Consider the following 26860-nt stretch of genomic DNA (forward strand, 5'->3'; position numbering starts at 1 on the left):
ATCGATCACCATAGGTGCAGCCTGCGGTTACGGGCGAAAGCAAGCAGGGCCTGCGCCGCGAAAAGGTTGAGGTAGAAGAACGCTACGGCGATCCGCGCCGGCAGCCAGCTGCCGACACCGGGACGCAGGCGGGCCAGGCCCACCAACAACGCACCCGCGCCCAGGCCACAGAAGGCCAGGGCATACATCGGGTGACGGTTGAACAAAAAGCCCGTGCTAAGGAACAGCGCCACGATCAGCCAGGGTGCGAGTAGACGCAGCACTTTGTGGCTCATGAAACAGAACCACAGCGGATTGCGGATGGGCGAAAGCAGCCAGGGGGCTAGCTGCAAAAGCTGGTAATTGCCGGCGAGCGTGCGGATCTTGCGGCGGCGCTCGGTTTCAGGTTCCTGCGAGGGCTGGTCCCACGCCATAGCGCGCGGCTCGAACACCACGCGCTTGCCCTGCGCGGCGACGCGCATGGGCACCATGACATCATCCAGCACGGTGCCGAGCGGCATCGGCGTGAACAGCGAGCGGCGCATCGCGTAGATCGCGCCGGTCACGCCGATCATCGAGCCTGCGGTGCTCTCCGCGTGGCGGATCATCTTCTCGTAGCGCCAGTAGAAATCCACGCCCTGGGCGAACCCCGTGCGAATGTTTTCCATGTGCAGTTCGCCGCTCACCGCGCCCACGGCAGGATCGGCCAGGTTGGCCACCAGCTCCTTCAGGGCCGCAGGTGAAAGCCGCTGGCGGACATCCGTCATCAGCAGCACTTCGCCGCGGGTGAGCGCGACGGCGTCGTTGACGCAGGCGGCCTTGCCGCGGCGGTTCGGGAAATCGAGCACGGTCAGCCGAGGGTCGGTGCTACGCCGGGCGACGGTCACCGTGTTGTCGTGGCAGCCATCGCAGGCGATCACGATATCGATGAGCTCGGCCGGGTAATCGAGGCCCTGCAGGTTGGCGAGCTTGGTACGGATGTGGCGCTCGCCGTCGTGCACGGCCACCACGATGCTCACCGTCGGTAGCCACGCCTTGCGGGCCACCGGCCGCGGCCGCAGGCGCGCCCACAGCCAGATCAGCAGCGGGTAGCCCACGAACACGTGGGCGAGTAGCAGCGCCGAGCCCCAGCAGGCCAACCAGACGATGTGTGTCATGACGTCTCCCCCTTTGTCGACGTCGTGCTCAGCCGCGGCCGAACAGCTTCCCGAGGAAGCCGTTCCGTTTGGCAGGTGGTGGTGCCGCGGGTGTCGCCAGCGCCAGGTCGGCGGCCAGGGTGCCGAGCGTGCCGTTGGCGATATCCAGCAGGTTCATCTGGATACCGGTCAGCTTCTGCACGCGCTGCGCCATGTCCACCGCCAGCAGCGAATGGCCGCCCACGTCGAAGAAGTTGTCGCTGGTACGGATCCGGCTCATGCCGAGCAGCTCGTGCCACACGCTGGCCAGCAGGCGCTCGCTCTCCGTGGTGGGCTCGATGCTGAAGGCGTCGGCTTCGTCGGAGACCGCACGTTCTTCGGGCAGCGGCAGCGCATCGACATCCGGCTCACCGGTGGGCAAGAGCGGCATGGCATCCAGCAGCACCAGATGGGCGGGCATGGACCATGCGGGCAGCCATGCAGCTAGCGCGGCGCGCAGGCTTTCCGGATCGGGCTGGAAGCCCGGTGCACCCACCGCGTAAGCATCGATGCGCTGCTCGCCGGCACGGTTGGTCCGTGGCACGGCGAGTGCGCGGACGATGCCCGTCTGCGCGCGCAACACCGCTTCTACCGCGGCGGGCTCGACATCGAGGCCCTGGCGGCGGATGCGGCGGTCATCGCGGTCCAGCACCTGCACCTGGCCGTCGGCCAGCCAGCGGCCGCGGTAGCCGGTGCGCAGGATCGGTTCGTCGTTCGCGGCATGTTCGGCGGTAGCGCGGGTGCCGAAGCGATGTGACAGGGCATGGCCGGCGATAGCGATGTCGCCAGTGGCACCGATCGGGCAGGGCTCGCCATCGCTGTCGAGGATCCACAGTTCATTGCTGCCGATCGGCCGGCCGGCGTGTAGGGCATCCGCGGCACGCTCGACGCGGCCGCAGGTCGCGACCGGTGCGGTCATGGCATCGCCGAATAGCGTCCACAGGCCCGCGGTGGCATCGGCGATGCGGGTGGCGGTTTCCTGGGTGGGCGTGCCGCCCAGCATGGCGGCGCGGAGCTGGCCATCGCCGGCCCAGCCCTGTTCGAACAGCGCGTTCCAGGTTTCGGGTGAGGCGATGAAGCAATCGAGGTCGGCGAGTTCGCCGTTGGCGAGGCCGTGCGGTTCCTGCACCTCCCAGGCGGCGCCACAGCACAGCGCGAGCAGCGGTTCAATCACCGACATCGGGTCGGCGGGCATGGCGTCGCCGCTGATGCACTGGCCCGCATCGATGGCGAGGGCCTCGGCCAGGCCGTGGACCATGCCGGCGATGGCCGCATGCGAGAGCGATGCGCCGTGCGCGCGCCCGTCCGGGCCTGGCACATGGAACGCGAGTGCCGCGGATTCGGCGCAGGTGCGCGTGTCGAAGGTGCTGAGGTCACCGACGGTGCCTTCCAGTTCGGCATGGTCGGCGTCCAGCCACAGCGCGCAGGCGCGCGGCCAGTCGAGCGTGGTTTCCAGCGCGGCATCGCCGAGCAGCACGGTCATGCGGCCGTCGGTGACGATATCGCGCAGGCGGGCGGTCGGGTCGGCGCGGTCGAGCAGGAGAGCAGTGCCACCGGTCAGGCCAATGGCCAGCGCGCCGGCCAGCCGCTCAAAGCCCGGCTCCACGCACAGGCCGACCACGGAGCCGTTCACCGCGCCGCGGTCGCGCAGCAGGGTCGCCATGCGCGTGGCTTCGCCGATCAGCTGGGCGTAGGTGTGACGGCGCAGGCCGTGGCGCACGGCGGTGCTGTCCGGCGTGCGTGCCGCCTGGGCATCCACCATGGCGAACAGATCGGCCGGCAACGGCGAGCCGCCGCAGCCCGCGTTCCAGGTACGCATGCGCTCGCGTTCCGGCGTGCTGGCCGCGGTGAGCTGGCCCACGGCGATCGAGGGGTTCAGCGACACCATGTGCATCATGTCGAGGTAGCGCTCGCGCATGAGCCGCGCCGTGCCGGCCTGCAGGAGGTCGGCGTTGTAGGTGACGCCACCGACCATGCCGCGCTTGCCTTCCAGGAACCACATGCCGAGATCTTCGGTCGCGCCACTCTGGAACAGCAGGATCTGCTCGTGGTCCAGGCCGCCCCAATCGACCGCACGCTGGCGGGCATCCTGGAACGAGAACAGGGCCTGGTACAGCGTGGCGCCGGCGCCGTGGCCCACCTTCAGCTCGCGCTGCAGGTATTCCAGCGGCACATCCGGCGAGCCGAACGCATCGATGGCGGTGCGCTTCACATGGCGCACGAACTCCAGGAACGACAGGCCCGGATCCACGTGCACGTGCAGCGGTAGCAGGTTGTTGAAGTAGCCCATGACCGATTCGACTTCGGTCTGGTTGCGTGCTCGCACCGGCGTGCCAACCACGAGATCGCGCTGGCCCGCCGAGCTGGAGAGCATCGCGAAGTACAGGGCCAGCAGGGTCATGTTGAGCGTGGCATCGGCCTGGCGAGCCACGTCGTGCATCGCATCGGTGTGCTCGCGCGATACGTGGATCCACTCGGTCTTGCCCACGCCCGACATACCGGGGCGGCGCGGGTAATCGGTGGGCAGCGCACGCACGTCGCCCACCTGGGCGAGGCGGTCGCGCCAGAACGAAAGCTGGGTCTGGAACGCGGGCGATTCGAGCCAGTGCGCGTGCCATTCGGCGAAATCGCCGTAGGTCACCGGCAAGGCCGCAAGCGGCGAGGGCTGGCCCGCAGCGAATGCCCGGTACAGCGCCGAGAGCTCGTTGTAGAAGATATCGAACGACCAGCCGTCCCAGATGATGTGGTGCGGCATGAAGAACATCGCGTGTTCGTCATCGGCCAGCTTGAACATGCGTGCGCTGAACAGCGGCGCGGAGCCAAGATCAAACGGCGTATCGGTCAGTTCGCGCAGGCGCGCCATCAGGCGCTCGTCGCGCTCCTCCGGCGGCAGGTGACTGAGGTCTTCCGCCGGGAATAGCGGGTAGGTGAGCTGCGCCTGCACGACCTGCATCACGTCCGCACCCATGTCGCGGATCGCGGTGCGCATGCTCGGCTGACGCTGGATCAGCGCCTGGAAGGCCATGTCGAAGGCATGCTCATCCATGCGCCCACGCAGGCGGTGCGCGGACGGCGCGTTGTAGGTGACCCGGCCCGGGTGCATCCGCTCCAGGGCCCACAGGCGACGCTGCATCAGCGAGAGCGGCGCGTGATCCTGCTCGGTGTCGTTGCGGTGCACGATAGGCGCGGCGGCCGGCGTGTTGCCGCTGGCGACCTGTGAGCCAATCGCCCCGGCCAGCTGCTCGATCGTCGGGGCATCGAACAGCGTGCGGAAGGAAAGGGTGATGCCGAACTCGCGGTTCAGCCGCGCGGTGAGCTGCGCGGCCAGGAGCGAGTGGCCGCCGAGGGCGAAGAAGTCGTCGCGCACGTCGAGGTCGGGCAGGCAGAGCACGGCCTCCATGGCGGCAGCGACGCGGCGCTCGTCCTCGTTGCGCGGGGCGATGCGCTCACCGGTTTCGGCCAGCGAATGCGCCATCGGCGCCGGCAACGCCTTGCGGTCGGTCTTGCCGTTGGGCAGCAGCGGAATCGCGTCGAGCAGCATGATGTGCTGCGGCACCATGTAGTCCGGCAGCCGCGCACGCAGGCGCCCGCGCAGCAGGTCTTCATCCAGGTGCGCGCCATCGCGGCCGACCACGTAGGCCACCAGGCGCACGTCGCCCGGGCGGTCTTCGCGCGCGATCACCACGGCGCGGGCGACTTCCGGTGTATCGGTGAGGACGCATTCGATCTCGCCCGGTTCGATGCGGTAACCGCGCACCTTCACCTGGAAATCCAGGCGGCCGAGATGTTCCAGCATGCCGTTGGCCAGCCAACGGCCACGGTCGCCGGTCTTGTACATGCGCGAGTCCGGCGTCTCCGACCACGGATCGGCCAGGAAACGCTCGGCCGTCAGGTCCGGGCGCTCGAGGTAGCCGAGCGTGACGCCCGCGCCGCCGATATGGATTTCACCCGGTACGCCGAGCGGGCAGTGGTTGCCCTGCTCATCGAGGATATGCACGGTGGTGTTCGCGATGGGGCGGCCGATGTAGATGCCTTCGCGCGGATCGGAAACCCGCCAGTAGGTCGAATACACCGTCGTTTCGGTCGGGCCGTAGCCATTCCACACCTCGCCGCAGCGATCGAGCAGCGCCTCGGCCAGGTCCACCGGCAGCGGCTCGCCACCGGACACCGCGCGGAACGCCGGGCGGCCGTGCCAGCCGGCATCGACCAGCAGGCGCCAGCCGGCCGGGGTGGCCTGCATCATCGTGGCGTCGCACTCTTCGATCAGGCGGCGGAGCTGGGCACCGTCGCGTACATCGTCGCGACCTGCCACCACGATCTCGGCGCCGCTGGTGAGCGGCAGCATGAGCTCCATGAAGGCGATATCGAACGACAGCGTCGTGACCGCCACCAGGCGGTCGTCCGGGGCGATGCCCGGCACGCGCTGCATGCTGGTGAGGAAATTACCGGCGGCGCGGTGCGGCACGCGCACGCCCTTCGGGCGACCCGTGGAGCCGGAGGTGAAGATCACATACGCGACGGAATCCGGCGTCGCAGCCTTGCGGTTGCGCTCCGGGCGGTCGATCGAGGCGTGCTTCACTTCATCGCTGTTCAACGCGAGCACCCGGCTGGCGTCGAAGGCGAAGGAGAGGGGTGCGTCGTCATCCACCACCAACGCGGCGAGCGCCGCGTCTTCGGCCATGAAGGCCAGGCGGTCGGAGGGGAAGGCCGGATCCAGCGGCACATAACCAGCGCCGGACTTCATCACGCCAAGCACGGCGGCGACCATGTCGAGCCCGCGGGCGAGCGAGATGCCCACCAGCGCGCCGTGGCCGATGCCACGCTCGCGCAGGCTGTTGCCGATGCGGTTGGCGCGCGATTCGAGCGCGGCGTAGGTCAAGGAGCGGGCGCCGTAACGCACGGCGGCGCGCTCGGGCGCGCGGTCTACCTGCTGCTCAAAGAACTCGTGGGCGAGACGCAACTCCGGGAAGGGCGTCGGCGCCGGTTGCAGTGCGGCCAGTTCGCGGTAAACGGCATCGGAGACCAGCGGCAGCTTTGCCACCGCCTCAGCGGGTTCACGTGCGGCTTCGCGCAGAAGGGTGGCGTAGGCATCGAGCCAGCCCTGCACCGTGGCACCCTCGAACAGATCGGCGTTGTACTGGCACTCCAGGCGCAGCGCACCATCGACCTGCACGGCGTTGATGAACAGTTCGAAGTTCTCGTACTCGCGCGGGATCGCATCCACGCTGAAACGCAGGCCCGGGAACGTCACGGTGCTCTCGTCGAGCACCGCGTCCAGGTTGAACAGCACGCTCACCAGCGGCAGGCGCGAGGGATCGCGCGGCATGGAGAGCCTGGGCAGCAGGCTGCCGAGGGTATAGCGCTGGTGTTCGAACGCATCGAGCAGGTCGTTGCGCACGGCCCCCAGCGTGCTGCCGAAGCTGGCGGCATCGTCGATGCGCGCACGCAGCGGCAGCACGTTCACGGCGTGGCCCACCAGCGTATCCAGGCCTTCGGCGGCCTGGCCGGCGGTGGGGATGCCGATCACCACATCGTCCTGGCCCGCCACGCGGCGCAGCAGCAGGGCGAAACCGGTGAGCAGGGTGGCATACAGGCTTGCACCGTGGGAGGCGCCGAGGCGCTTGATCGCAGCGACCTCGGCGCTATCCAGCGTGCGGTCTTCGCGCCGTGAGGTGAACGTACGGCGGCGCGGACGCGAGCGGTCGGTGGGGAGGTCCAGTGCTGGAGCCGTGCCGGCAAAGCGGGCCAGCCAGTACTGTTCGTCTTCCCGTGCCGTTCCCGTACCAGCGTGCGTGGCCTCGGCCAACGCGAAGTTCGAGAACGCGTGCGCGGCGGCCGGGCCGGGGCCCTGGCCGGTGCGCTGCGCGTAAAGCATGGCGAGATCGCGGACGATCACGCCGAACGACCAGCCGTCGCACACGATGTGGTGGGCGGCGATGGTCAGGATGTGGCGATCCGGGCCGAGCCGGAAGAGCTCGGCGCGGAGCAGGGGGCCGTGCTCCAGATCGAACGGCGTGGTGACGATGCGTGAGTACGCCGCCATCAGCCGGCTATCGCTCTCGAACGGGGCCAGCAGGCCCAGGTCGTGGAAGGCGATGGGCACGTTCACGTGTTCGGCGACGAACAGGCTTTCGCCGTCGCCGCTGAAGGTGGAGCGCAGCGCTTCATGGCGATCCACGATCGCCTGCAGCGCACCCTCCAGGGCCGGTACGTCGAGCAAGCCTTTCAGGCTGAGCGCAATCGCCTCGTTGTATGCCAGCGAGGCTTCCGGCTCCAGCCGGGATGCCAGCCACACCTCGCGTTGCGGTTCCGTTGTCGGCACGAGGTGCGCGACGGGCGCACCGGCGAACGGGTCATAGTCGACCGCTGTGGCGGCGGCCAGCTCATTGGGCGTCATGCGGTAACCCTCAGGTACTTGCCCGGCGCATCCGGGTTGGGAACGAACCACGCGGGCTGGCCATCCGGATCCTTGCCCAGCCGTGCCCCGGGTACGGGCGGCTGGTTCGGGTCGAGCGTGGCCGTGTCGCGGTGGCGCGGCAGGAATTCCGCTTCCTGCATTTCAAGGATGGATTCGCGGAACGCGCTCGCGATGGCTGCGAAGTCTTCCTCGCGATGCGCGGTGGTGAAGAAGCAGGGGAAGTTGTCCAGGATGTGGATGCCGCGGCTGCGCATCATCGCGAACAACAGGTCCTGCAACGGATGGTCTTCGGTGAACGTGGTCTTCCACACCGAGGCGAAGTGAACGATCTTCACCGGCGCGCCTACGCTGGCGCAGAAGGCGTTGAGCTCTTCGGCCATGGCGGTGACCTTGGCGTTGAGCGTGGCCTGCAGGTCGGCACCGTGGTTCGTGAGGTGAGTGAGCACCGCATGCGCCGCGGCCAGGGCCAGCGGGTGGCGCACGAAGGTGCCGGCGAAGTAGGTGACGCCGACCGTCGGCACCGAGGCATCCCCGAAGCGCCAGTCGCCGCCATCCAGCGCATCCATGAAGCGCCGTTTGCCAGCGATGACGCCGATCGGGAAGCCTCCGCCGACGACCTTGCCGTACGAGGCCATGTCCGCATCGATGCCCAGCACATGCTGTGCGCCGCGCGGGTGGGAGCGGAAACCGGTGACCACTTCGTCGAAGATCAGCAGCGAACCGGCTTCTTCGGTAATGGCGCGCAGTTCCTGCAGGAATTCGATCGGCTGGAAATCAGGGCGGCGACTCTGCACCGGCTCGACCAGCACCGCAGCGATCTCGTGCGCGCGCTCGCGGATGATCTGCAGCGATTCGGGCGTGCCGTAATCCAGCACCAGCACGTGTTCGGAGGTGTTGCGCAGGATGCCCGGTGCAGCCGGCACCGACTTCAGCTTCTTGGTGCCGCGCACGATCACTTCGTCGAAGATACCGTGGTACGAGCCGGTGAAGATCACCAGGGTGTCGCGGCCGGTGACGGTGCGTGCGACACGTACGCAGCCCATCACCGCTTCGGAGCCGGTGTTGCACAGGGCGGCGCGGTCGAAGCCGGTGAGGTCGCAGACCTGCTTCGCCACCGTGCCGGCGAGCGGGTGCTGCGGGCCGATCTCGTAGCCGGCGTCGAGCTGGTCGCGCACTGCATCGAGCACGAAGTCCGGCTGCCAGCCGAAGAGGTTCATGCCGAAGCCGTTGAGCGCATCGACATATTCGTTGCCGTCCAGGTCCCATACCTTCGGGCCCTTCGAGCGTTCCACCACGATCTGGTAGATGATTTCCTTGAGCAACGGGCGGAAACCGTTGACCACGCGCGGGTCGGCCAGGTGGGCGCGGTGTTCGGTGGTGTAGGCCTTCGAAGCCTTGGTGCGCTCGATGTAGCGGCGCATGAAGGCATCCAGGCGGGCGCGCTGGCGATTGCTGAGGTCGGTGCCGCCGGAGTGGATGCGGGCGATGGCGCCGAAGGCTTTTTTGACGTCGTAGGTGGTGTGGGTTAGGGCGGCTTCTTCGGCGTCGGTGGGGGTTTGTGCGTTTTGTGTGGGGCTGGGGCGAAGGGCGTCGCCCACAGGGTGGGCTCCTACGGGTGCTGTCGGTGTGGGGGTGGAGATCACTGCCGGGGCGGCGGCGCCCGACAGCAACGCCAGCTGGTCCCGCATGATCTGCATCTGCTGCGCGATCACATCCTGGATCAACCCACCACCGGCGGCGATAGGCGCCACCGGTGCCGCCGCCATGGCCGGCGCGGCGACAGGCGCCGGCGTGGCCACGGGTGCCGCCGGCGTGGTGTCCGCCGGCAGGAGACGATCGATATGCGCCGCGAGGCGCTCGAACGAGGAGCAACCATCCATCAACTCGCGGAAGGTGATCTTCAGCGCGTAGGTTTTCTGCAGCTGCAATGCCACCTGGGTCAGCGAAAGCGAATCCAGGCCCAGTTCCACGAAGTTGGCACCCGGGTCGATGTTGTCGAGTTCGGTGCCCGATACATCTTCGAACAGGGCGACCAGTTCACTCACGAGACGCTGCGGACGGGCGGAAGCGGCGGGCATCGGCATGGCCTCCAGGGCCTGAAGCAAGGTAGACAAGGGTTCAACGTAATCGCGTTCGCGCGCATCGAGCCGCGCGCTCTGTGTGGCATAGGTATCGGCATACGCACTCCCCACAAGGCTGCTATCCCCCCCTGTAGGAGCGTGCTTCGCACGCGATCCGCCGGTTTCACCGGCGGCCGGCTGCGAAAGAGGCAGCCCGGCAGCAATCGCCGTGACCGAAGCCGCAGGCCGGGCTTCCACCCAATGCCGCTTCCGTTCAAACGGATACGTCGGCAGGCGGACACGGCGGCGGTTGGCGCGGTGATCAAAAGCATCGACCTGCACGCCAACACCCGCGGCCCATAGCGCACCGGCGGCATTCAGCAGCGCAGCACGCTCTTCGCCCGCGTTATCACCCAGCGAGGCGATGAACGTCCGGCCGCGCGCCTGCGCATGCTGCCGACCCAACTGGGTGAGGCTGCTGCGCGGACCCACTTCGACGAAGGCATGCGTGGCCTCATCCAGCGCATGCAGCAGCGCGGGGGAGAAGCGCACGGTGTCGCGCAGGTGGCGGGTCCAGTAGTCGGCCGAGAGGGCCTCGGCGTCGGTCAGCGGTGTGCCGGTCGCGGTAGAAATGATCGGCAGCCGCGGTGCATGGAGCGCGATGGCGCCGACCTCGGCGCGGAACGCGTCCAGAGCCGGATCCATCATCGCCGAATGGAACGCGTGTGAGGTATGCAGGAGCCGGCAGGCGACGCCATCGGCTTCCAGTACCGCCCGGAACGCATCGACATCAGCGTGCGTGCCCGAGGCCACCGTGGCGTTCGGAGCGTTCTCGGCCGCGAGAGACAAAGCACCCGGGAGCCGCGCCCGCAGTTCGGCGGCGCCCAGGCGAACGGAAAGCATGGCGCCGGACGGCAGCGCCTGCATCAGGCGGCCGCGGCGTGCGACAAGGCGGGCGGCATCCGCCAGCGACATCACACCGGCCAGGACCGCCGCAGTGAATTCGCCGACGCTATGGCCGATCATCGCCACCGGCTGCACGCCCAGGCTCATCCACAGGCGGGCGAGCGCGTATTCCAGTGCGAAGGTCGCAGGCTGGGTGAGGGCGGTCGCCTTGAGCGCTTCGGCGTCGTCATCGAACATCCGTTCACGCAGGTCGAAGCCGAGTTCATCACGCAGCGCGCAGGCCACCTCGTCGATCGCCGCGCGGAACACGGGTTCGGTGGCATGCAGTTCGCGGCCCATGCCGGCGTACTGCGAGCCCTGTCCCGGGAAGAGGAAGACCACGCCCGGTGCCGGGTTGCTCGATGTGTGGCAGATGGCAGCGGCGGCGATATCGCGCAGGCGCGCTTCGGCATCGGCGGCGGACACCGCGACGACATGCGTGCGCTGGCCGAAGGCCTTGCGGCCACGCGCCAGGGTGAACGCGGTATCGGCGAGGTTGCCGTCCGGGTGCGTAGTGAGGTGGTCGGCCAGACGCGCGGCAGCAGCAGCGAGGGCGGCCGGCGTGCGTGCGGAAAGGGTCAGCAGCTGCGGGCCCGTCGCGGCGTCCGAGGGCGTGCGTGCCGGGGCTTCCTCGAGGATCACGTGCGCATTGGTGCCGCCCACGCCAAACGAGCTCACACCCGCCAGCAACGGGCCGGCGCTCTGCCACGGCCGCAGCGTGTCGTTGACCACGAAGGGCGACGCGGCGAGGTTCAGGCGCGGGTTCGGTGCGGTGAAGTGCAGGGAGGGCGGCAAGCGGCGCTCGGCCATGGCCAGTGCGGTCTTGATCACGCCCGCCGCACCGGCCGCCATGACCAGGTGGCCCACGTTGCTCTTCAGCGAGCCGATGGCGCAGAAGCCGTTGTCGTTCGTGGTCTGGCGGAACGCCTGGGTGAGGCCTTCGATTTCGATGGGATCGCCAAGCGGCGTCGCGGTGCCGTGGGCTTCGATATACGAGATATCGCGCGCTTCGACACCGGCGTTATCCAGTGCCATGGTGATCACCGCGGCCTGGCCGGCGGCGTTCGGTGCGGTGAAGCTGGCCTTCACGGCGCCATCGTTGTTGATCGCGGCACCGCGGATCGTCGCGTAGATCGGATCGCCGTCGCGCAACGCATCGGAGAGGCGCTTGAGCAACACCACGGCCGCGCCGTCGCTGAACACCGTGCCCTGCGCGTTCACGTCGAACGTGCGGGTATGGCCATCCGGCGACAGCATCGAGCCTTCCTGCGCGATGTAGCCGCTATTGGGCGGACAGGCGATGGACGCACCGCCGGCCAGCGCCATGTTGCAACGGCCAGCGCGCAGCGCGTCGAATGCCTGGGCGATCGCCACCAGCGAGGTCGAGCAGGCGGTGTTCACGCTGATCGCCGGGCCGGTGAGGTTGAGCTTGTGCGCCACGCGGGTGGCGACGTAATCCTTCTCGTTGCCCAGCATCACCTGGAAGGCACCGAGCTTTTCAATCAGGTCCGGGCGGCCGCTGATGTGCTTCTGGTAGTAGGTGGCGTTGTGCATGCCACCGAACACGCCCACCGGCACGTCCTGGCCATCAGGCACGTAACCGGCGCGCTCCATGCATTCCCAGCACAGCTCCATGAACAGGCGCTGCTGCGGATCGGTCAGTTCGGCCTCGCGCGGCGACATCCCGAAGAACGGCGCATCGAAATCACCGGCGTTATCGACGATGCCGCGGGCGAAGACATAGCCCGGGTCATCGCGGTCGCTGGCCGGTACCGCGGGGTCGAGTTCTTCCGGCGTGAAGAACCGAATCGATTCACGGCCTTCGCACAGGTTGTCCCAGAACGCTTCCACATCCGGCGCACCCGGGAAGCGGCCGGCCATGGCGATGATCGCCACCGGTTCCCCGCCCGCCGGCGCGCCACTCGCCAGGCGTCCCGCCAACGCCTGCCGGGTAGCGCGCCCTTCAACCGTGGCCGCGATCGCGGCCGGGGTCGGGTCCGCGAAGAAGCCGACAAGGGTAGGGGTGGCGGAGAGCTCGGCATGGATGCGCGCCATCGCACGCGTCGCCAGCAACGAGTTACCGCCCAGGTCAAAGAAGTTGTCTTCGCGGCCGACGCGTTCCACGCCGAGGGTTTCCGCGAAGACGGTGCAAAGGGCAAGCTCGGTGGCACCCCGCGGTGCCACATACGGCGCCGCCAGCTCCGGCCGGGCACGGTCCGGCGCAGGCAACGCCTTGCGATCCAGCTTGCCATTCGCATTGATGGGCAACGCCTCCATCCGCAGCCAGGCGGTAGGCACCATGTACTCAGGCAGCGCGGAGGCCAACGCATCCCTGTAGGAGCGCGCTTGCGCGCGATCCCCCGCACCGTCAACCGGCACGTAATAAGCCACCAACCGCTTATCCCCAGGCACATCCTCCCGCGCAATCACCGCAGCAGCAGCAACCCCCGGAAGCGCCCGCAACGCAAACTCAACCTCACCCGTCTCAATCCGATACCCACGAATCTTCACCTGCCCATCCACGCGGCCGATAAAGGCGAGATTCCCATCCGGAAGAAAACGCACGAGATCACCCGTGCGATACAACGTGCCGTGCTCGGAAGCGACAAACCGCTCCGCCGTCAGCTCCGGGCGGTTGAGGTAACCACGAGCCACGCCCGTACCACCGATATAAAGTTCGCCGATCTCACCTTCAGCGACAGGCTGGCGGTTCTCGTCCCACACATGCAGGGAGGTCTCACCGATGGGCATGCCAATGGGAATAGAGCCGGTATCAGCGGGAAGCTCATGCGGAATCGTGTACGTGGTGGTGAACGTCGTGCACTCGGTGGGGCCATAGCCGTTCATCAGGGTGGTGGCCGGCAACGCCGCGAGCGCCTTGCGCACGTGCGGTACGGAAAGCGCCTCACCACCGGTCAGGATGCAACGCAGACCCGCCAGCTTCGTCGCGTCATCATCGACGATGGCATTGAACAGCGCAGCCGTCAGCCACGCGACCTCGGCGCCATGTTTCTCCACCGTACGGGCAATCCCGCAACCGGTCGGCACGCGCTCCTGGTAAACCACGCAGGTACCGCCATTCAACAGCGGCCCAAAAATCTCCAGCGTCGACGCATCAAACCCCAGCGGCGCCGCATGCAAAACCTTAGGCGCATCAAAATCGATGTAATCCGACTTCAGCACCAGGCGAAGAATCGACTTATGCCGAATCTCCACGCCCTTGGGCGTCCCCGTAGACCCCGAGGTATACATCGCATAAGCAAGATCGTCGGCGGCGCCGTTGTAGGAGCGCGCTTGCGCGCGATGGGAGCCCGGCTCGGCCGAAAACTCCCCCATCCCAAACACCGGAACCTCAACCTCCCCAACGGCGCCAGGCTCATCCGCCACCACAGCAGCCACATCCGCATCCCGCAACGCAAACCCCACGCGCTCCTTCGGCCAGCTCCCATCAATCGGCAAATAAGCCGCACCCGCCTTCAACACACCAAACACGGCCACAAGTGCCAGCGCCGAACGTTCCATCAGCAGCGCAACATACGAACCCGGTTCCACCCCAGCCGCGACCAGCCCATCGGCAACCGCATCACTACGCGCATCAAGCTCGGCATACGTCAGCGTCAGATCATCCGAAGCAATCGCGACCCGCTCCGGATACTCGGCCACCATGAGCGCAAAGCGCCCCTGCACCGTGGCATCCCGCGCGCTATCAAGGAGAAACCCGTCATTCATCGCCGTGCCCCGTGCTAACGACCGGGCGGCAGGGCGGCATAGGCCGAATGGCCAGGGGGGCGAAAACAGCACCGGCCACAAAGGCCAGCACGCCTTCCGGAACCCCCTGAGCCTTCACGCCCTGCATCATCCCATCCGCCTTCATGTGATCCCCCTTGGCCTGGCGCCGGGCTGGAAGCACCGGCGCTCATGGGATCATTTATAGACTTCGAGTGAAGGCGGGCCTATACAACCAGCGCGCTAGCCGGGGGTGGGCGTTTGGCCGATGGCGCGGTCCATTCGCAAGAAAAGCCCCGCCAGTGGTGGCGGGGCTTTTCGAGGTGATTATGTTAAGACCTGACCTGCGATCTGTCGCTCATGACGCTTCGATGTGATCGGGTGCATCGTGTTCTTTCATTCGGCTTTGATGCTGAAGTTGTCAACCCCGAGTCCATAGTGCGGCGAGGAACTGGAGATCGTAATTGAGCCGATGAAGCCACTTGCGATCCGATAGGTGATCCACTCCTTAGTCGCGAGAGGGTACATAGTCTTCACCACCACACCTGCGGTATTGCGGAATGTGTAGCTCAGAGACTTATCCTGCGTGGAGGTCGCGCTCGAGCCGAAGCGAACTTCCTTCACGGGGCGTTTGAAGTCCACTCGTGCGATCGCCCCAGGCGGCACGAAAAAGTGTCGACCCGTTAACTGCGGCGCGAAGTTCTCTCCCACCATCGCGATACCTGCGGTTCCGACTGCGGAAGATATCGTAGTAATTGACAGTAGACCGTTAGACGTTGTCAGGGTCTTCCCGGGGGGGAGTTTTCCCAAGCGTAAATCATCAAGATCCGCAACGTTTGGGTCTTCAACGATCACGGTGTAGGTCTTTCTTGCAGCTGGGACACTGGAGTCGGACGCCGTGACAATGGTGGTTCCAGGATTTTTTCCGGTGACCTTTCCCGTCGCGTCAACCGTAACGATCGCGCCAGGACTCGCTACAAACGCGTACGGTGGGCGACCACCACTGGGTTTCCGTATCTCGCTGCCGCCTACCTGGAGGGTCATCGTCAAGGGGTCGATGTAGAACGCTTCGGACACGACGACCGGATAGGTGCCCGTTTTCGCTGGATCGGACGAATCGCTCACCGTGATGACAGCCGAGTCGGCTTTGATCGCCGTGACCTTGCCGTTGCTGTCCACCGTGGCGACGGCGGCCTTGCTGGAGCGGTAGGTGTACGGCGTGCGTCCGCCGGTAGGCTTACGGGTGGCGCTGGAGCCCTTGGTTAGAGCCATCTCGCTGGGATCGATCCTGAAGTCTGCCACATGCGACACGGTGTAAGTGGTCTGCGGGAAGAGCACGGCGTGCGATTTATCTGTGGACTTGTCGAAGGTCACCCAAAGCATCGGCGTAATCATCGCCCCATCGGGGCGTGCGTCAAGCCAGCTACGGGTGATGGCCTTGCTTAGGCCTTTGGTGACTTCTGACGCGGTGACGCCTGAGGCCGTCGACAGCACGAGTGGCGTAGCGGTGTCAGACGCGTGGATCTCGAGCCATACGTTTTGTCCTTGCGCGATGACTGGCCACGGTACGGTCGTGGTAAGAATTTCTCCGGGATTCGCTTTGAGATCGAGCACCCCACCGCTAGCCAACGGGATTATTGGCTTGGGCAGCCTGGCGTCCCCATCCCTTATCGCCGTGATATGTAGCGGCAACGACGGCGAGGTGTTGTCGCCGACGCTATAGCTCACCTCGACACGTTGGCCGAGGCGGCTGGCAATCTCCGTCGGCGGCACCGTCACCGTGAGGTTGGGTACCCACTGGGTGGGCGGGCTGGTCCAGGTGCCGAAGTGCACGACCACCGTGTCGTCCGCGGTCAGTTCAGCAGGCACCCGCACAGTGGCGCCAGTGGGGGCGGCAAACGGGTCGAGCTCTTCGCCCGCTGCCTCGTCCACGGTGGGGGCGGGCAAGTTGATGGCCGCACGCCCCACCCAGAACCGCGTGGTGTCGGATGGCCGGCCACCGGCGGTGTACTCGACGGTGACGTAGCTGTTCTCATCACGCTCGATGACGCTGCGATTGATGCGAAACGCCAGCTGGCCCGTGCCCACGGTGCCGCTGTTGGTATCGGTCGCGTTGCCCCGCCAGAACATTGTAACGTCCGTGCCCGTCACCGGGCCGCCCTGGGCAGCTAGCGGAATCAGCACACGGGTCGTGTCGAGGTCGGGGTCGAGTTCGCCGTCGACGACATCGGGCACGAGGGGTGCCGGGTAGTTTGGCAGCGCGCCGGCCCTCCGAATGTTGAGGGTGAGCGTATCCGACACGCGTGATGTGGCCAGCAGATAGCCGCGCGACCCATCGCTTGTGGGAGCGCGCAGGCTGATCTCGTAGCTGAAGGCTGCGGTGCCGCTTTCGACAGCACGTAGTTCATCGACCGGGCAATAGAACGACAGGTCGTGGCCGACATCGGCCGAGCCCAGCGTGAAGTCCTCGGTCCAGAAGCGTGTCGTGTCCCCGGCCTTGCCAACGATGGTGAGCTTCACCGAGGCGCCCTGGACAAGATAGGGCCGTGTCTCCTCGTTGAACGGGACGAGCACCTCCACGGAGCGCGCCGCGGCAAAGGGATCGAGGTTATCGCCGACAGCCGAAGGGACGACTGGCGCAGGCAGGTTCATGGCGGGTCGCTGGCTGACCTCGTAGCGGTGGTTCTTCGAGGTCAAACCGCGGTTCGTCACGACGTACCAGACACTGACCTTGGCCCCGGCCGCTTCGAGCGCCGTGGCGTTACTGAGGACGGCTTCGAGGTAGAACTGGCTCTCGGGGTCGTTGTACGTCATCTCATCGGACTGCTCGAGTGGCCCGTCGCCCGAAGGCAGGATGACTTTCCACCACGCGACGATGGTATCGCCTTCGTCGATTTCCCTGATCGGAATGCGCACCAACAGCGGATCGCTGCCGACGATGGCCAGGTCGATCCGGTCATCGGGCACGGCGTTGCCGCTGACGTAGTAGAGGGAAGGGCGCAGCAGCGTGCCGGGATCGATCTCGACCTCCGTCAGGGTATCCAGCGCCCACTTGGACCAGTTGTTGGCGATGTCGTAGATGCAGTAAGTCACCGGCACCTGGCCGCCGCCAACGCGCCCGATCGTCTCCCGCGGCACACGCACCGTGATAGGACCGCCAGGCCCACTGGGCACGGCCGGAAGGTAGACGCCGCCCCAGGACACGATCAGCACATCGCCGTCGAAACGCACTTCGTAGTCATTGACGGTGACCGTGACATCGATCCCGTCGTCATCGGGAATCGTCGCGGGGAAGACGGTTGCGCGCGGGAGGTTCTCGTTGCGATCGCGGCCGTCGTTGATCGGATCCAGCCCACCGGGCGGCCGGCATTTGACGGTAGCCGTGGTATGCGGCGAGTCGTCCTTGCTCGAGCCGTAGTTGATGCGGACGAAAACGTCATGGATGCCTTCACCGGCGAAGCTGCCGTCGACGGGATTTTCCATGCCAGCGATCATGGCGCCGGGCAGGTCGAAGGAAAGCCACTCGGTCTCATCGATGAGCGGCTCGGAGGCGATGATCCTGGGCTGCCCCGTACCATCGACACCCCAGCACAGCTCTATGTTCGCCGGCGGAACGATGATGCTCGACGCGCAGGTGACAATGACGCGTCGATTTGGCGTATCGAGAAGGTCGTTAAAGCCGAGCAAACCGACATCTTGCCCGTTGATCTTCGTGCTGCCGAGTGTTGCCTGTGGGCGCGCGAATGCATGTGCAGACGCTGGTGGCGCTGGCAGGTGCCGGGCGGGGAGGTGTGCGATAGGGGAGCGGTGTTGTGTGGTCATGGTGGAATCCTTTCCTTGTCGTGCCCGGTGCGCTGTTACCGGGCAGGTTGTCGAATCCTCATTGTTCTCGTTGATCTTCGGACTGCTTTCAGCGCGACAAGAGGTCCTGTTGCGACAGCGTAAAGTTATCGAGACATAGACCGTCTGCGTTCGTGGTCGCGGTGACCATGATGAACTTGATGGGCTTGCCACTCGAACTGAATGTGACCCATTCCGGGGATCTGACAAGAGCCGCGGTGCCGATTGGTTGGGACATTTCGTCCAAGAACGTAAAGGCATATGCGTTACCAAAGGAGTAGGCTCCGAAGCGAACGGATCGGAACACGCCAGGCAGTTCGATAAGCAGATCCCCTTTCCATAGGTAAATGAACCGGTCTTCGATAAACGGGGGTTTGTGTAAGACTTCTGCGTTCTCGGTCATCCCGTAACCGCCGTTCTTTCCGGTCACTATTAGCTTCCCGATAGGTTTAGGCACCTCTGGGTCAAAGCGAACGTAGCCGACGGTCTCGAAATCCTCAGTCACGTCATCGGAAGCGTTCTTCACGATGTAACTCGTCCCAGGGAACATGACGGCCTTCGTCTTATCCGTGGCCGTGTCAAACGTGACCCACAGCCTCGGCGTAATCGTCGCGCCGTCAGGGCGTGCGTCGAGCCATCCGCGGGTGATGGCCTTGCTGAGACCCCTGGTAACTTCAGATGCGGTGACGGCAGACCGTTCCCACAACACAAGCGGCTCGGCGACATCAGAGGCCTGAACCTCCAGCCAGACCCGTTGCCCTTCCGCAATCAGCGGCCACGGCTCGACCGTGATGAGGACCTCGCCGGTGTTGGCTTCCAGGTCGATCACGCCACCGATCGCCAACGGGATGACCGGCTTGGGCAATCGTAGGTCACCGTCCGCAATCGCCTGGATGCGGAGCGAGAGCGCCGGCGAAGGCGCGCCGTCGACGGTATAGCTGACGTCGATGCGTTCGCCGAGGCGGCTGGCGATTTCGGCTGGCGGCACGGTGACCTTGAGTCCGGGGTACCAGCGGATGGGGTCGCTGCTCCACGTGTCGAAGTGCACGATAATCTCGGCGCCTGGGCCAAGGGTTTCCGGCACGCGCACGGTCGCCCCGTTGGGCGCGGCGAACGGGATGAGCGTGTCATTGGTGGCCTCGTCCACGGTCGGCGGCGCGAGGTCGGCAGGGCCGACGCGGAAGCTGAGCGTCTCGGACAGGCGGCCGGCAGCGTCGTGGTATGTGGCGTTGACCGTGGTTCCGCGACTGCCGCCGATGTAATCGGCGCCGACACGGAAGGTGAGAGGTGCTGTGCTGGGCACCTTGCCGCTGGAGGAGTACGGCGGTGTGCCGACCCAGTTGAGCGTTACGTCAGTGCCGGCGGCCGGGCCGCCGTTGGTGGGCAGGGGGATGGTGACGGTGGTGCTCGGCAGATTGGGATCGAGCATGCCATCGCGCACGTTGGGATCGGTGGGGGCGCCGTACTTGCTTGGTGCGCCCGCGCGGCGAATCTGGAGGGTGAGTGTTTCCGAGACCTTGGTCGCAGCATGGATGCCGCCCGGCCACGATGCGGCGAGGGCGGGCGGTGGCGTGATCTCGTAGTAGAAGTCAGCGGTGCCATTTTCGACGGCTTGCAGCTCGGTCGCCGGGCAATCGAAGACCACTGGCTTGCCCAGGTCACTGGACGTGAGCGGGTAGTCGTCGCTCCAGTAACGGTCGGTGGCGCGGATCGCATCGGAGGTGCGGGCTGTGTCGACGTCGGGCGCGCGGCCAATGATGGTCATGGTCACGGTGGCTCCGGACAGCATGTACAGCTCGTTGTACGGCGCCGTGACCTTGATGAAATTGCCCTGGGTAAAGGGGTCGAGCTCATTGCCGTTGCGACCCGGGACGAGCGGTGGTGACAACTTCGCTTCGGGGAGATCGGTTACCCGGTAGCGCTGTGTCCTGGACAGCTTGGCGTTGCCATTCAGTGTGTACCACACTGCGACGGTACCCCCGGCGGCTTCCCTGGCGTAGGCGTATGGCACCTCGAGATTGAGTGGCTCGAACGGATCGACCCAGGTGACCGGTTCGAGCTGATGATCACGCGACGTGCCGTCGGTCAGGGTTGCTTTCCAGTATGCCCTGACCTCATCGCCGGGACTCACGCCGGCACTGCCGGCAAGGTGCATCAGGAAGGCGCGCTCGCCCAGCTTGGTGAGGTCGAGCGGATCGATCACTACCGTGGCAAGGTCGTAGTACAGCACTGGCGCGCGCAGCGTGCCATCGTCGACTTCCACATCGACACGAATCGACGGCGCGTGTCGCGACCAGTTGCCCACCACATCGCTCACTGACCAGGTCAGGGGCACGCTGCCACCGCCCACCCTCACCACCGCATCCCACGGCACCTCGGCGGTTACGCCACGCTTTGGATCGGTGACGGTGAAGCTCACCTTTTCGCCACCCCATTCAAACAGCACGACGTCGCCGGCTTCGCAGACATCGTAAGGGTCGAGCTCGAGAACCACCGGTGCGTTGTGCCCATCAGGTACCGGATTCGGCATGACCCGCGGTGCGGCGAGGTTCTCGTTGATCCATGCGGTCGAGCCATCATCCTTGGCGATACCGCCAGGCAGGCTGCATTTGACGGTGACCTCGGTGGGCGGAGAATCCAGGGAGCTGCCGCCGAAGTCGACCCTGACCATGGCATCGAAGACGCCATCGCCGGTAAAACCATTGCCGACGGGCGATCCGGCGATCACGTCTCCCTTCACGACAAAGGTTATGAAATCGATCTCGCCCGTGACCTGAAGCTGCGCCAGCGGCTTGCCTGGATCGAGCATCTCGCCCTTGCGGGTGAGAAATAGCATGACCTTAGCTGGCTCGCCAATGACCGAGGAGGCGCAGGTGAAGTAGACGTCCTTGCCCGGTCCACTGAGCAGATCAGCCAGGCTCAGGCGGCCGGGCTCGCGGCCGTTGATCTTCGGTGCGTAGATGACCATGGGGGCGATCGTTGCCATGTGGCACTCCTTGTGCGGCACGTTTCCGTATGGTTTCGGCGAGCCAGCGCCTGGTTCGGGACGCTGGCCTAGCGGTGCGTTCCTTGCGACTAACTCAACATTTTCCTCAGTCGCCGCAGGATCCATGCAAGGTCGTGGTGCGGATCGGCCTCACCGCGACCCTCGGCGGCTGCCGTGGTTTCAAGGTGACTCCCTGTGCTCGCAGCCGGTGGCGTTACAGTGCCTCGCGTTTCAAACGTCACCTTCATGGCGTCTACGACGTCGGTGGGCGAAGTGCCTTTGCCCACGCTGTTCTCGATCGTCCAGACCACGTGGCTATGGTAGAAGGTGGTGCCGTGCAGTTCGGGCAGCCGGTCGGGCGTCAGGCGGAACAGGATGTGGCGTGCCGTGATGGGCGGGCGCGTTGCATATTCGGGCTCTCCCGACACCGGTTCAGCCACCTCGCCCGACTCCGCTTCGCGAACGACATGCGGCGGAGTGAGCACGAACTGGTTCTGGCCGACCACGTCGCCGTATCCAGCGACAGGCGCTTCGCCGCCCTTGTGTCCAGCGGCGTACATCGGAATGGACAGGGTGATCGTGTCGGTGTCGGGGTCGAAGTTTTCGATGTCAACAGGGAAGCCGATGGCCACGCCGTTGACGATGTGGCCCAGGGGGACAACGTCGGGGCCGGACGATCGATCGCCGCGTTCCGGCATGATCACGGCGGGCAACGTGCCACCACCCGGCAGGGCGCTTGCATCTTCGATGATGACGTTCGTAGGCGGCGATTTATTGGTGTTCGTCCCGCCCCCGGCCAGGGCCGTATCGATCCAGTAGGCGAAGGGGATGGTGCCGCCAGGTAGCTTTTCCAGTTCCGCCCACGGAAGCACGATGTCGAGCTCACCGTCGGGCGGTGTCAGGTCCGCTTCAACTACGGGGTACGTCGCCAGCACGAAATCTTCCGGGTCGACACCCGCGCGGGCGATGATCTTGATGACGTCCCCAGCTTTGAACGCCGGCCTGAAGCCATCGGATCCGTCGTCCATGCGCGATAGTTTCGGGACTTTTGCCGTGGCATCTTCCTCGCGGTCGCTGATCGGGATCCGGTTAGGCATATCGCTAGCGGAACGCGTCTCCAGCTCAATGAGGTTTTCGTTGGGCTCGGTGCCTGGGTCGGGATCGATAATGCCGCCAGCGACATGCAAATTGATCTCCACCCGATGCGGGGCGGATTTACCGCGGACGTTGCCTTCCTCGCTAATAACGTTGTAGGCGACATCGACCGCTACCGTCACGTCGTCGGCGTCTTCGTTCCCGACGAGCCACGCAGCGAGTACGGCAGCGTATTCAACGCTGATCTCAATTAGGTCGGGGTTCTCAACACGCACATGGTCTGTGACGGTGTCGTCGCCAAACAGGATCTCGATCGAGTCCCGGTCGGTGATGTCCGGATGGGATGGGATCTGCACGACGACCAGTGCGCGGGCGTCAGCCTCGTCGATGATCTGGCTGCCGACGGGATCATCGTCATAGGCCGGGACAGCCGGTTCATCCAGATCGTCGATGGCATCCTCGAGACTGACTCGGATGAGCATAGACCGGGACAGCGGCGATGGGTTTTCTTCGCGGGGCATCACGTCGCACTGGAAATCCCACTCCCCATCGCCCTGTGCTTCAATGAAGCCGCGATAGAAGCGAAGCGTGATTACTTCTGATGAGTTCCCATACGGAACGACCGCGAAGTGGGTTGGATCGGTGTCCATGACCTTGTTGACATAGGGCCGGATCCAGTCCGCCGCCTTCTCGCCGGTGTAACCGGGGAGCGTGGCTTCAATATAGTCGGCGCCAGCAAACGTCTTCGACGTAATACCGTTCTTGATGATGTCGTCGTCGAAGATCAGTGCGGCCAGGAACGCGCCGCCGGGGCTTGGGCGAATCGTGTCGATGGTCAGTTTTGCGGGCAGGCCGCTGGCAGACGATCCACCATATTTAACGAGCCAGGTCATGTCGAACGAATTATGGTCGAACTCGACAGGACCAAAGAATTTGGCGGGAACCTCAAATTCAATGATGTCGGGTGGATCGTCGCCTAAGCGAAGCGTGTACACCTCGGCGAAAATCGTCAGTTCGAAGGTGTCGGAGTCCATATATCCGTCTGGCATCAGATCATCGAGCGCACCAAGACGGACCGTAAAGCCATTGTTATAGCCGCTGAGGGTGATTAGCCCGTCTTCGACTTCGTCGTCAGGCAGATCGGTGATGGGGCGCGCGAGGTTGGGCGGAAGGACGTGCGCGGCAAACGGAATGTCGGCCTCGGGCGAGAAGGGCGTGATGCGCTTACGCCGCGAGCCCGGCGTAAGCCAGGCGCGGAAGTGTGTGCGGGAAACGACGCGTGCAGCGGCGCGGCGCAGGGCGCGCTTGGTCATCCGTTTCATCGATGTGCTCCTTGCGGATTGTGAGGGCCGATACCCGCCCGGGACCGCCGTGACGTATGCGTCCAGCTGTGATCCCTACCCAGTTCCGTTGCCGTGGCATCCATGCCTGGCTATTCCATGCCGTGGCGATCCATTCGCCATGCCGCCGTGGCCCGGGGAGATATCGTTGGACCACTATAAGCGTATGAAATAAAAAGCAAATATCACGTTCGTTGTAGGCGCCGACGTCCGGAATCGGACACCATTTTCGTGCCGTTTTTCACTAGCCTCGCGCAACCCGCATGGCGCCTCGATTCACGTCGTCCGGTTCCGGACAACGTGTCCGATATCGAACAAAACGGGCTACCGGATCGCGATGATCCACAGTGCCGCTCCCTGAACGGGAGCCGCAGTCCAGTGCACCTGGTACGTGCCGGCCTTGTCGACCTGGCGCCAGGCGACCGCACCTTGCACACCACTCTCGTCTGGCAGCTCCACGAAGCTATCGATGAGCGTGAATCCGTCGCCGGGCACGGCGGTCATCCGCTTGACGCCGCCATCGCCCCACCAGAAGGCGAGCAGCGTTGCGGGGCCATCCACGGTGATCTCCTTGCTGGCGACCACCAGCGAGGCGTCGGCGTAGTTTTGTGCGAAGGCCTGTACGCGCGTGGCGTTGCGCACCTCGACAAAGGGTAGGGAAAGCTCCCCCTTCGGTTCGCCGGGCTTGGCGATGGAAAGGCGGTGCCCCGGGCCGCCTTTGGCGGCAAGCGCGACGTACGCGGTCACGCCGAAGCGGTCGCCGTAGTTGGCGTAGGTCAATCCGTGACCCAGTGACTTCCAGCGGTTGCCATAGGTGTCCTTCGGGCCACCATCGTTGCTGGCATAGCCGGCGTTGAAGGCGATGAGCACGCTGCCATTGGAGGCGGTATCCATGGCGGGCGTCACCGCGGGATCCGTGCCCAGGCCTTCGCCCTGGCCGAGGAAAACGTGGGCGCCGAGCGACGGGCCCGGTTCATCGGCGGCAGCCACGGGTCCGCTCAGGCCGGCGGTGGCGAACAGCGCGGTAAGTAACAGCAAGCGCATGCAAATCCTCCAAAGGTTGTACTTGTCACGCGGCCCAGCCTGCGCCACGCTGCACATTGCGGCGCGCTGGGCCAACGATACGCGCGCCACCCCTGGGGATAGCGCTCGTGGCGGACGAAACCGACTTCCTCGACCTGTACGGCAAGCTGCGCCTGCAGCCCGATTGCTCGTTGGCTGATTTCAAGCAGGCATACCGCCGCCACGTCTCCCAATGGCACCCCGACCGCCGCTCGCGCGGCGAGCGTGCCGATGCGCTCGCCGCCCGGCGCCTGCAACGGCTGATGGCCCAATACTCCGCAGCCATGGATTTCCACCGAAGGCACGGCCGCCTCCCCGGCGCCGCCCCCGCCACCACAACGCCCCCCTGTAGGAGCGCGCTTGCGCGCGATCCCGACACCGTCCGTGATAGCGCAGCGGTGAATGACCCGGCGCCTGCCGCTGTACCTGACGATATCGCCGCACCTATCGCGCGCAAGCGCGCTCCTACACGGTTTGCGTGGGTTGGCGTGTTGGTGGTGGCGGGGGTGTTGGTTTGGGATTTTGTGCCGGATCCGGATCGGGTGGACCCCGTCGCCGAGGGCGTGCCGGCGGTGACGGCCGAGGCGGCACCCGTGGTCAGCACGGCATCGCTGACTATCGGCATGAAGGATGACGAGGTCACGGCCCTCGAGGGCGAGCCGACGTTGCGTAGCGCGGATCGCTGGGAGTACGGCCCCTCGTGGGTACGGTTCGAGGGTGGCTCCGTCGTCGACTGGTACAGCTCGCCACTGCGGACCCTGCATGTCCGCTCCGCGCACGCGCCGCGTTGATTAGCGCGCGCCACGGCCGAAGATCACCACTTCCACCGTCTCGATCAGGATCACCAGGTCGAGGAACAGGCTGTGGTTCTTCACGTAGAACAGGTCGTACTTGAGCTTCTCGGCGGCGTCTTCTTCCGACGCGCCGTACGAATAGCAAAGCTGCGCCCAGCCGGCCAGGCCGGGTTTGATGCTATGGCGCAGGTTGTAATAGCGGATCTTGCCTTCCAGATCCGACACGAACTGCGGTCGTTCCGGGCGCGGGCCGACGATGCTCATATCGCCGCGCACCACGTTCCACAGCTGCGGCAGCTCATCGAAGCGCAGCTTGCGGCAGATCTTGCCTACGCGGGTCACGCGGTCGTCGTTGGCCTTGGCCCAGCGTGCCACGCCGTCCATTTCGGCATCGGTGCGCATGCTGCGGAACTTGTAGAGCCAGAAGGTGCGGCCTTGCTCGCCCACTCGCTCCTGCCGGTAGAAGATGGGCTGGCCGCGGCCGGATTCGAGCCGGATGCACAGGGCCACGCACAGCATCAGCGGCCAGCAGAGCAGGGCGATGGCGAGCGAGGCGAGGATATCGAAGGCGCGCTTGGCGAACAGCGCGAACGGCGTGGCATTGAAGCCACCGGAGAACACCAGCCACGACGGGTCGAGCATGGTGAGCTGCACGCGGCCGGCCTCGCGTTCCACAAAGGTGGTGAGGTCCGTGATCTGCACGCCGAGCTGGCGGCAGGCGAGCAGGTCGTCCATGGGGAGCGAACCGCGCCGGTCGTCCACGCCGACGACGATCTCGCTGATGCGCTCGCGCCGTGCCAGATCGGCCAGCGGGATATCGCGCGCCATGAGCAGCGGCTCGGGGACCTGCGGGGTATCGCTCGGGCCGGGCACATAGCCGACCAGGAAGAAGCCGCGGCGATCGGAACGGCGGCGCATGCGGTTATGAATCTGTGCAGCACGTTCGCCCGCGCCAAGGATCAGGACGCGGCGCTTCAGCGCATCCATCTCCACCAGGCGCATGAACAGGCCGCGGAAGCCGGCGGTCGTGAGGAAGCCGAAGACGAGGCCCATGCCGAGCACGCCGCGGCCGACGTAGGCCTGCGGGATCACGTAGTAACCAACGATCAGTGCAAGGCCGCCAAGGATGAAGGCGATCGCATGCCGGGCCAGTTGGCCGCGCCAGCTCATGCGCAGGTTGCCGCGGTACTCGCCGAGCGCTGCCATGCCGAGGAAGATCACCACGGCGAACATCACCGCGCGTGCGATCACCGTTTGATTCGACGCCTGCAGGTCTTCCGGCGAAGGCGCGAAGCGGATCCACGTGGCGAGGTTAAGCGAGAGCGCGAGGAGCAATAGCTCCACGACGCCGAGGAGCGTTAGCCAGCGAACGATCGGCTGCCGGAAGAGACGGAACATCAGTACACCCCTGTGGCCCACGCAATGTTTGCGTGCTGATGC

At 65.7% G+C, this 26860-nt stretch carries 9 protein-coding genes; 1 reads left to right on the forward strand and 8 read right to left on the reverse strand.

What is annotated here, in order from left to right:
- Positions 1-5: 5 nt before the first annotated feature.
- From L2Y96_RS10040 to L2Y96_RS10070, 7 genes are all read right to left on the reverse strand, one after another.
- A complete protein-coding gene (locus L2Y96_RS10040) occupies positions 6-1136 on the reverse strand; it encodes a glycosyltransferase family 2 protein (protein WP_247336346.1) in 1131 nt (376 codons plus the stop codon).
- 28 nt (positions 1137-1164) lie between these two features.
- A complete protein-coding gene (locus L2Y96_RS10045) occupies positions 1165-7551 on the reverse strand; it encodes a non-ribosomal peptide synthetase (RefSeq protein ID WP_247336349.1) in 6387 nt (2128 codons plus the stop codon).
- On the reverse strand, positions 7548-14306 hold the full coding sequence (locus L2Y96_RS10050; protein WP_247336351.1) for a polyketide synthase: 6759 nt from the start codon (positions 14304-14306) through the stop codon (positions 7548-7550). Before L2Y96_RS10050 ends, L2Y96_RS10045 begins: the two co-directional genes overlap by 4 nt.
- A gap of 393 nt (positions 14307-14699) precedes the next feature.
- On the reverse strand, positions 14700-18125 hold the full coding sequence (locus L2Y96_RS10055) for an Ig-like domain-containing protein (protein ID WP_247336354.1): 3426 nt from the start codon (positions 18123-18125) through the stop codon (positions 14700-14702).
- A gap of 88 nt (positions 18126-18213) precedes the next feature.
- The gene (locus L2Y96_RS10060) at positions 18214-21129 is read right to left on the reverse strand and encodes a hypothetical protein (RefSeq protein ID WP_247336356.1); all 2916 of its coding nucleotides are present in this window, start codon (positions 21127-21129) and stop codon (positions 18214-18216) included.
- A gap of 89 nt (positions 21130-21218) precedes the next feature.
- Positions 21219-23546 (reverse strand): hypothetical protein, encoded by a 2328-nt coding sequence (locus L2Y96_RS10065; protein WP_247336358.1) that lies wholly within the window; start codon positions 23544-23546, stop codon positions 21219-21221.
- A 342-nt stretch (positions 23547-23888) separates the two neighbouring features.
- Complete coding sequence (locus tag L2Y96_RS10070) at positions 23889-24608, reverse strand: hypothetical protein (RefSeq protein ID WP_247336360.1); 720 nt, start codon at positions 24606-24608, stop codon at positions 23889-23891.
- A gap of 107 nt (positions 24609-24715) precedes the next feature.
- Between L2Y96_RS10070 and L2Y96_RS10075 the strand changes: the two genes are divergently transcribed.
- Complete coding sequence (locus L2Y96_RS10075) at positions 24716-25417, forward strand: J domain-containing protein (RefSeq protein ID WP_247336363.1); 702 nt, start codon at positions 24716-24718, stop codon at positions 25415-25417.
- Here the strand turns inward: L2Y96_RS10075 and L2Y96_RS10080 are convergent, their stop codons facing one another.
- Complete coding sequence (locus L2Y96_RS10080; protein ID WP_247336366.1) at positions 25418-26818, reverse strand: TIGR03013 family XrtA/PEP-CTERM system glycosyltransferase; 1401 nt, start codon at positions 26816-26818, stop codon at positions 25418-25420. It lies immediately after the preceding gene.
- Positions 26819-26860 lie beyond the last annotated feature (42 nt).

It is taken from the genome of Luteibacter aegosomaticola, assembly GCF_023078475.1.
Classification (GTDB): Bacteria; Pseudomonadota; Gammaproteobacteria; order Xanthomonadales; family Rhodanobacteraceae; genus Luteibacter; species Luteibacter aegosomaticola.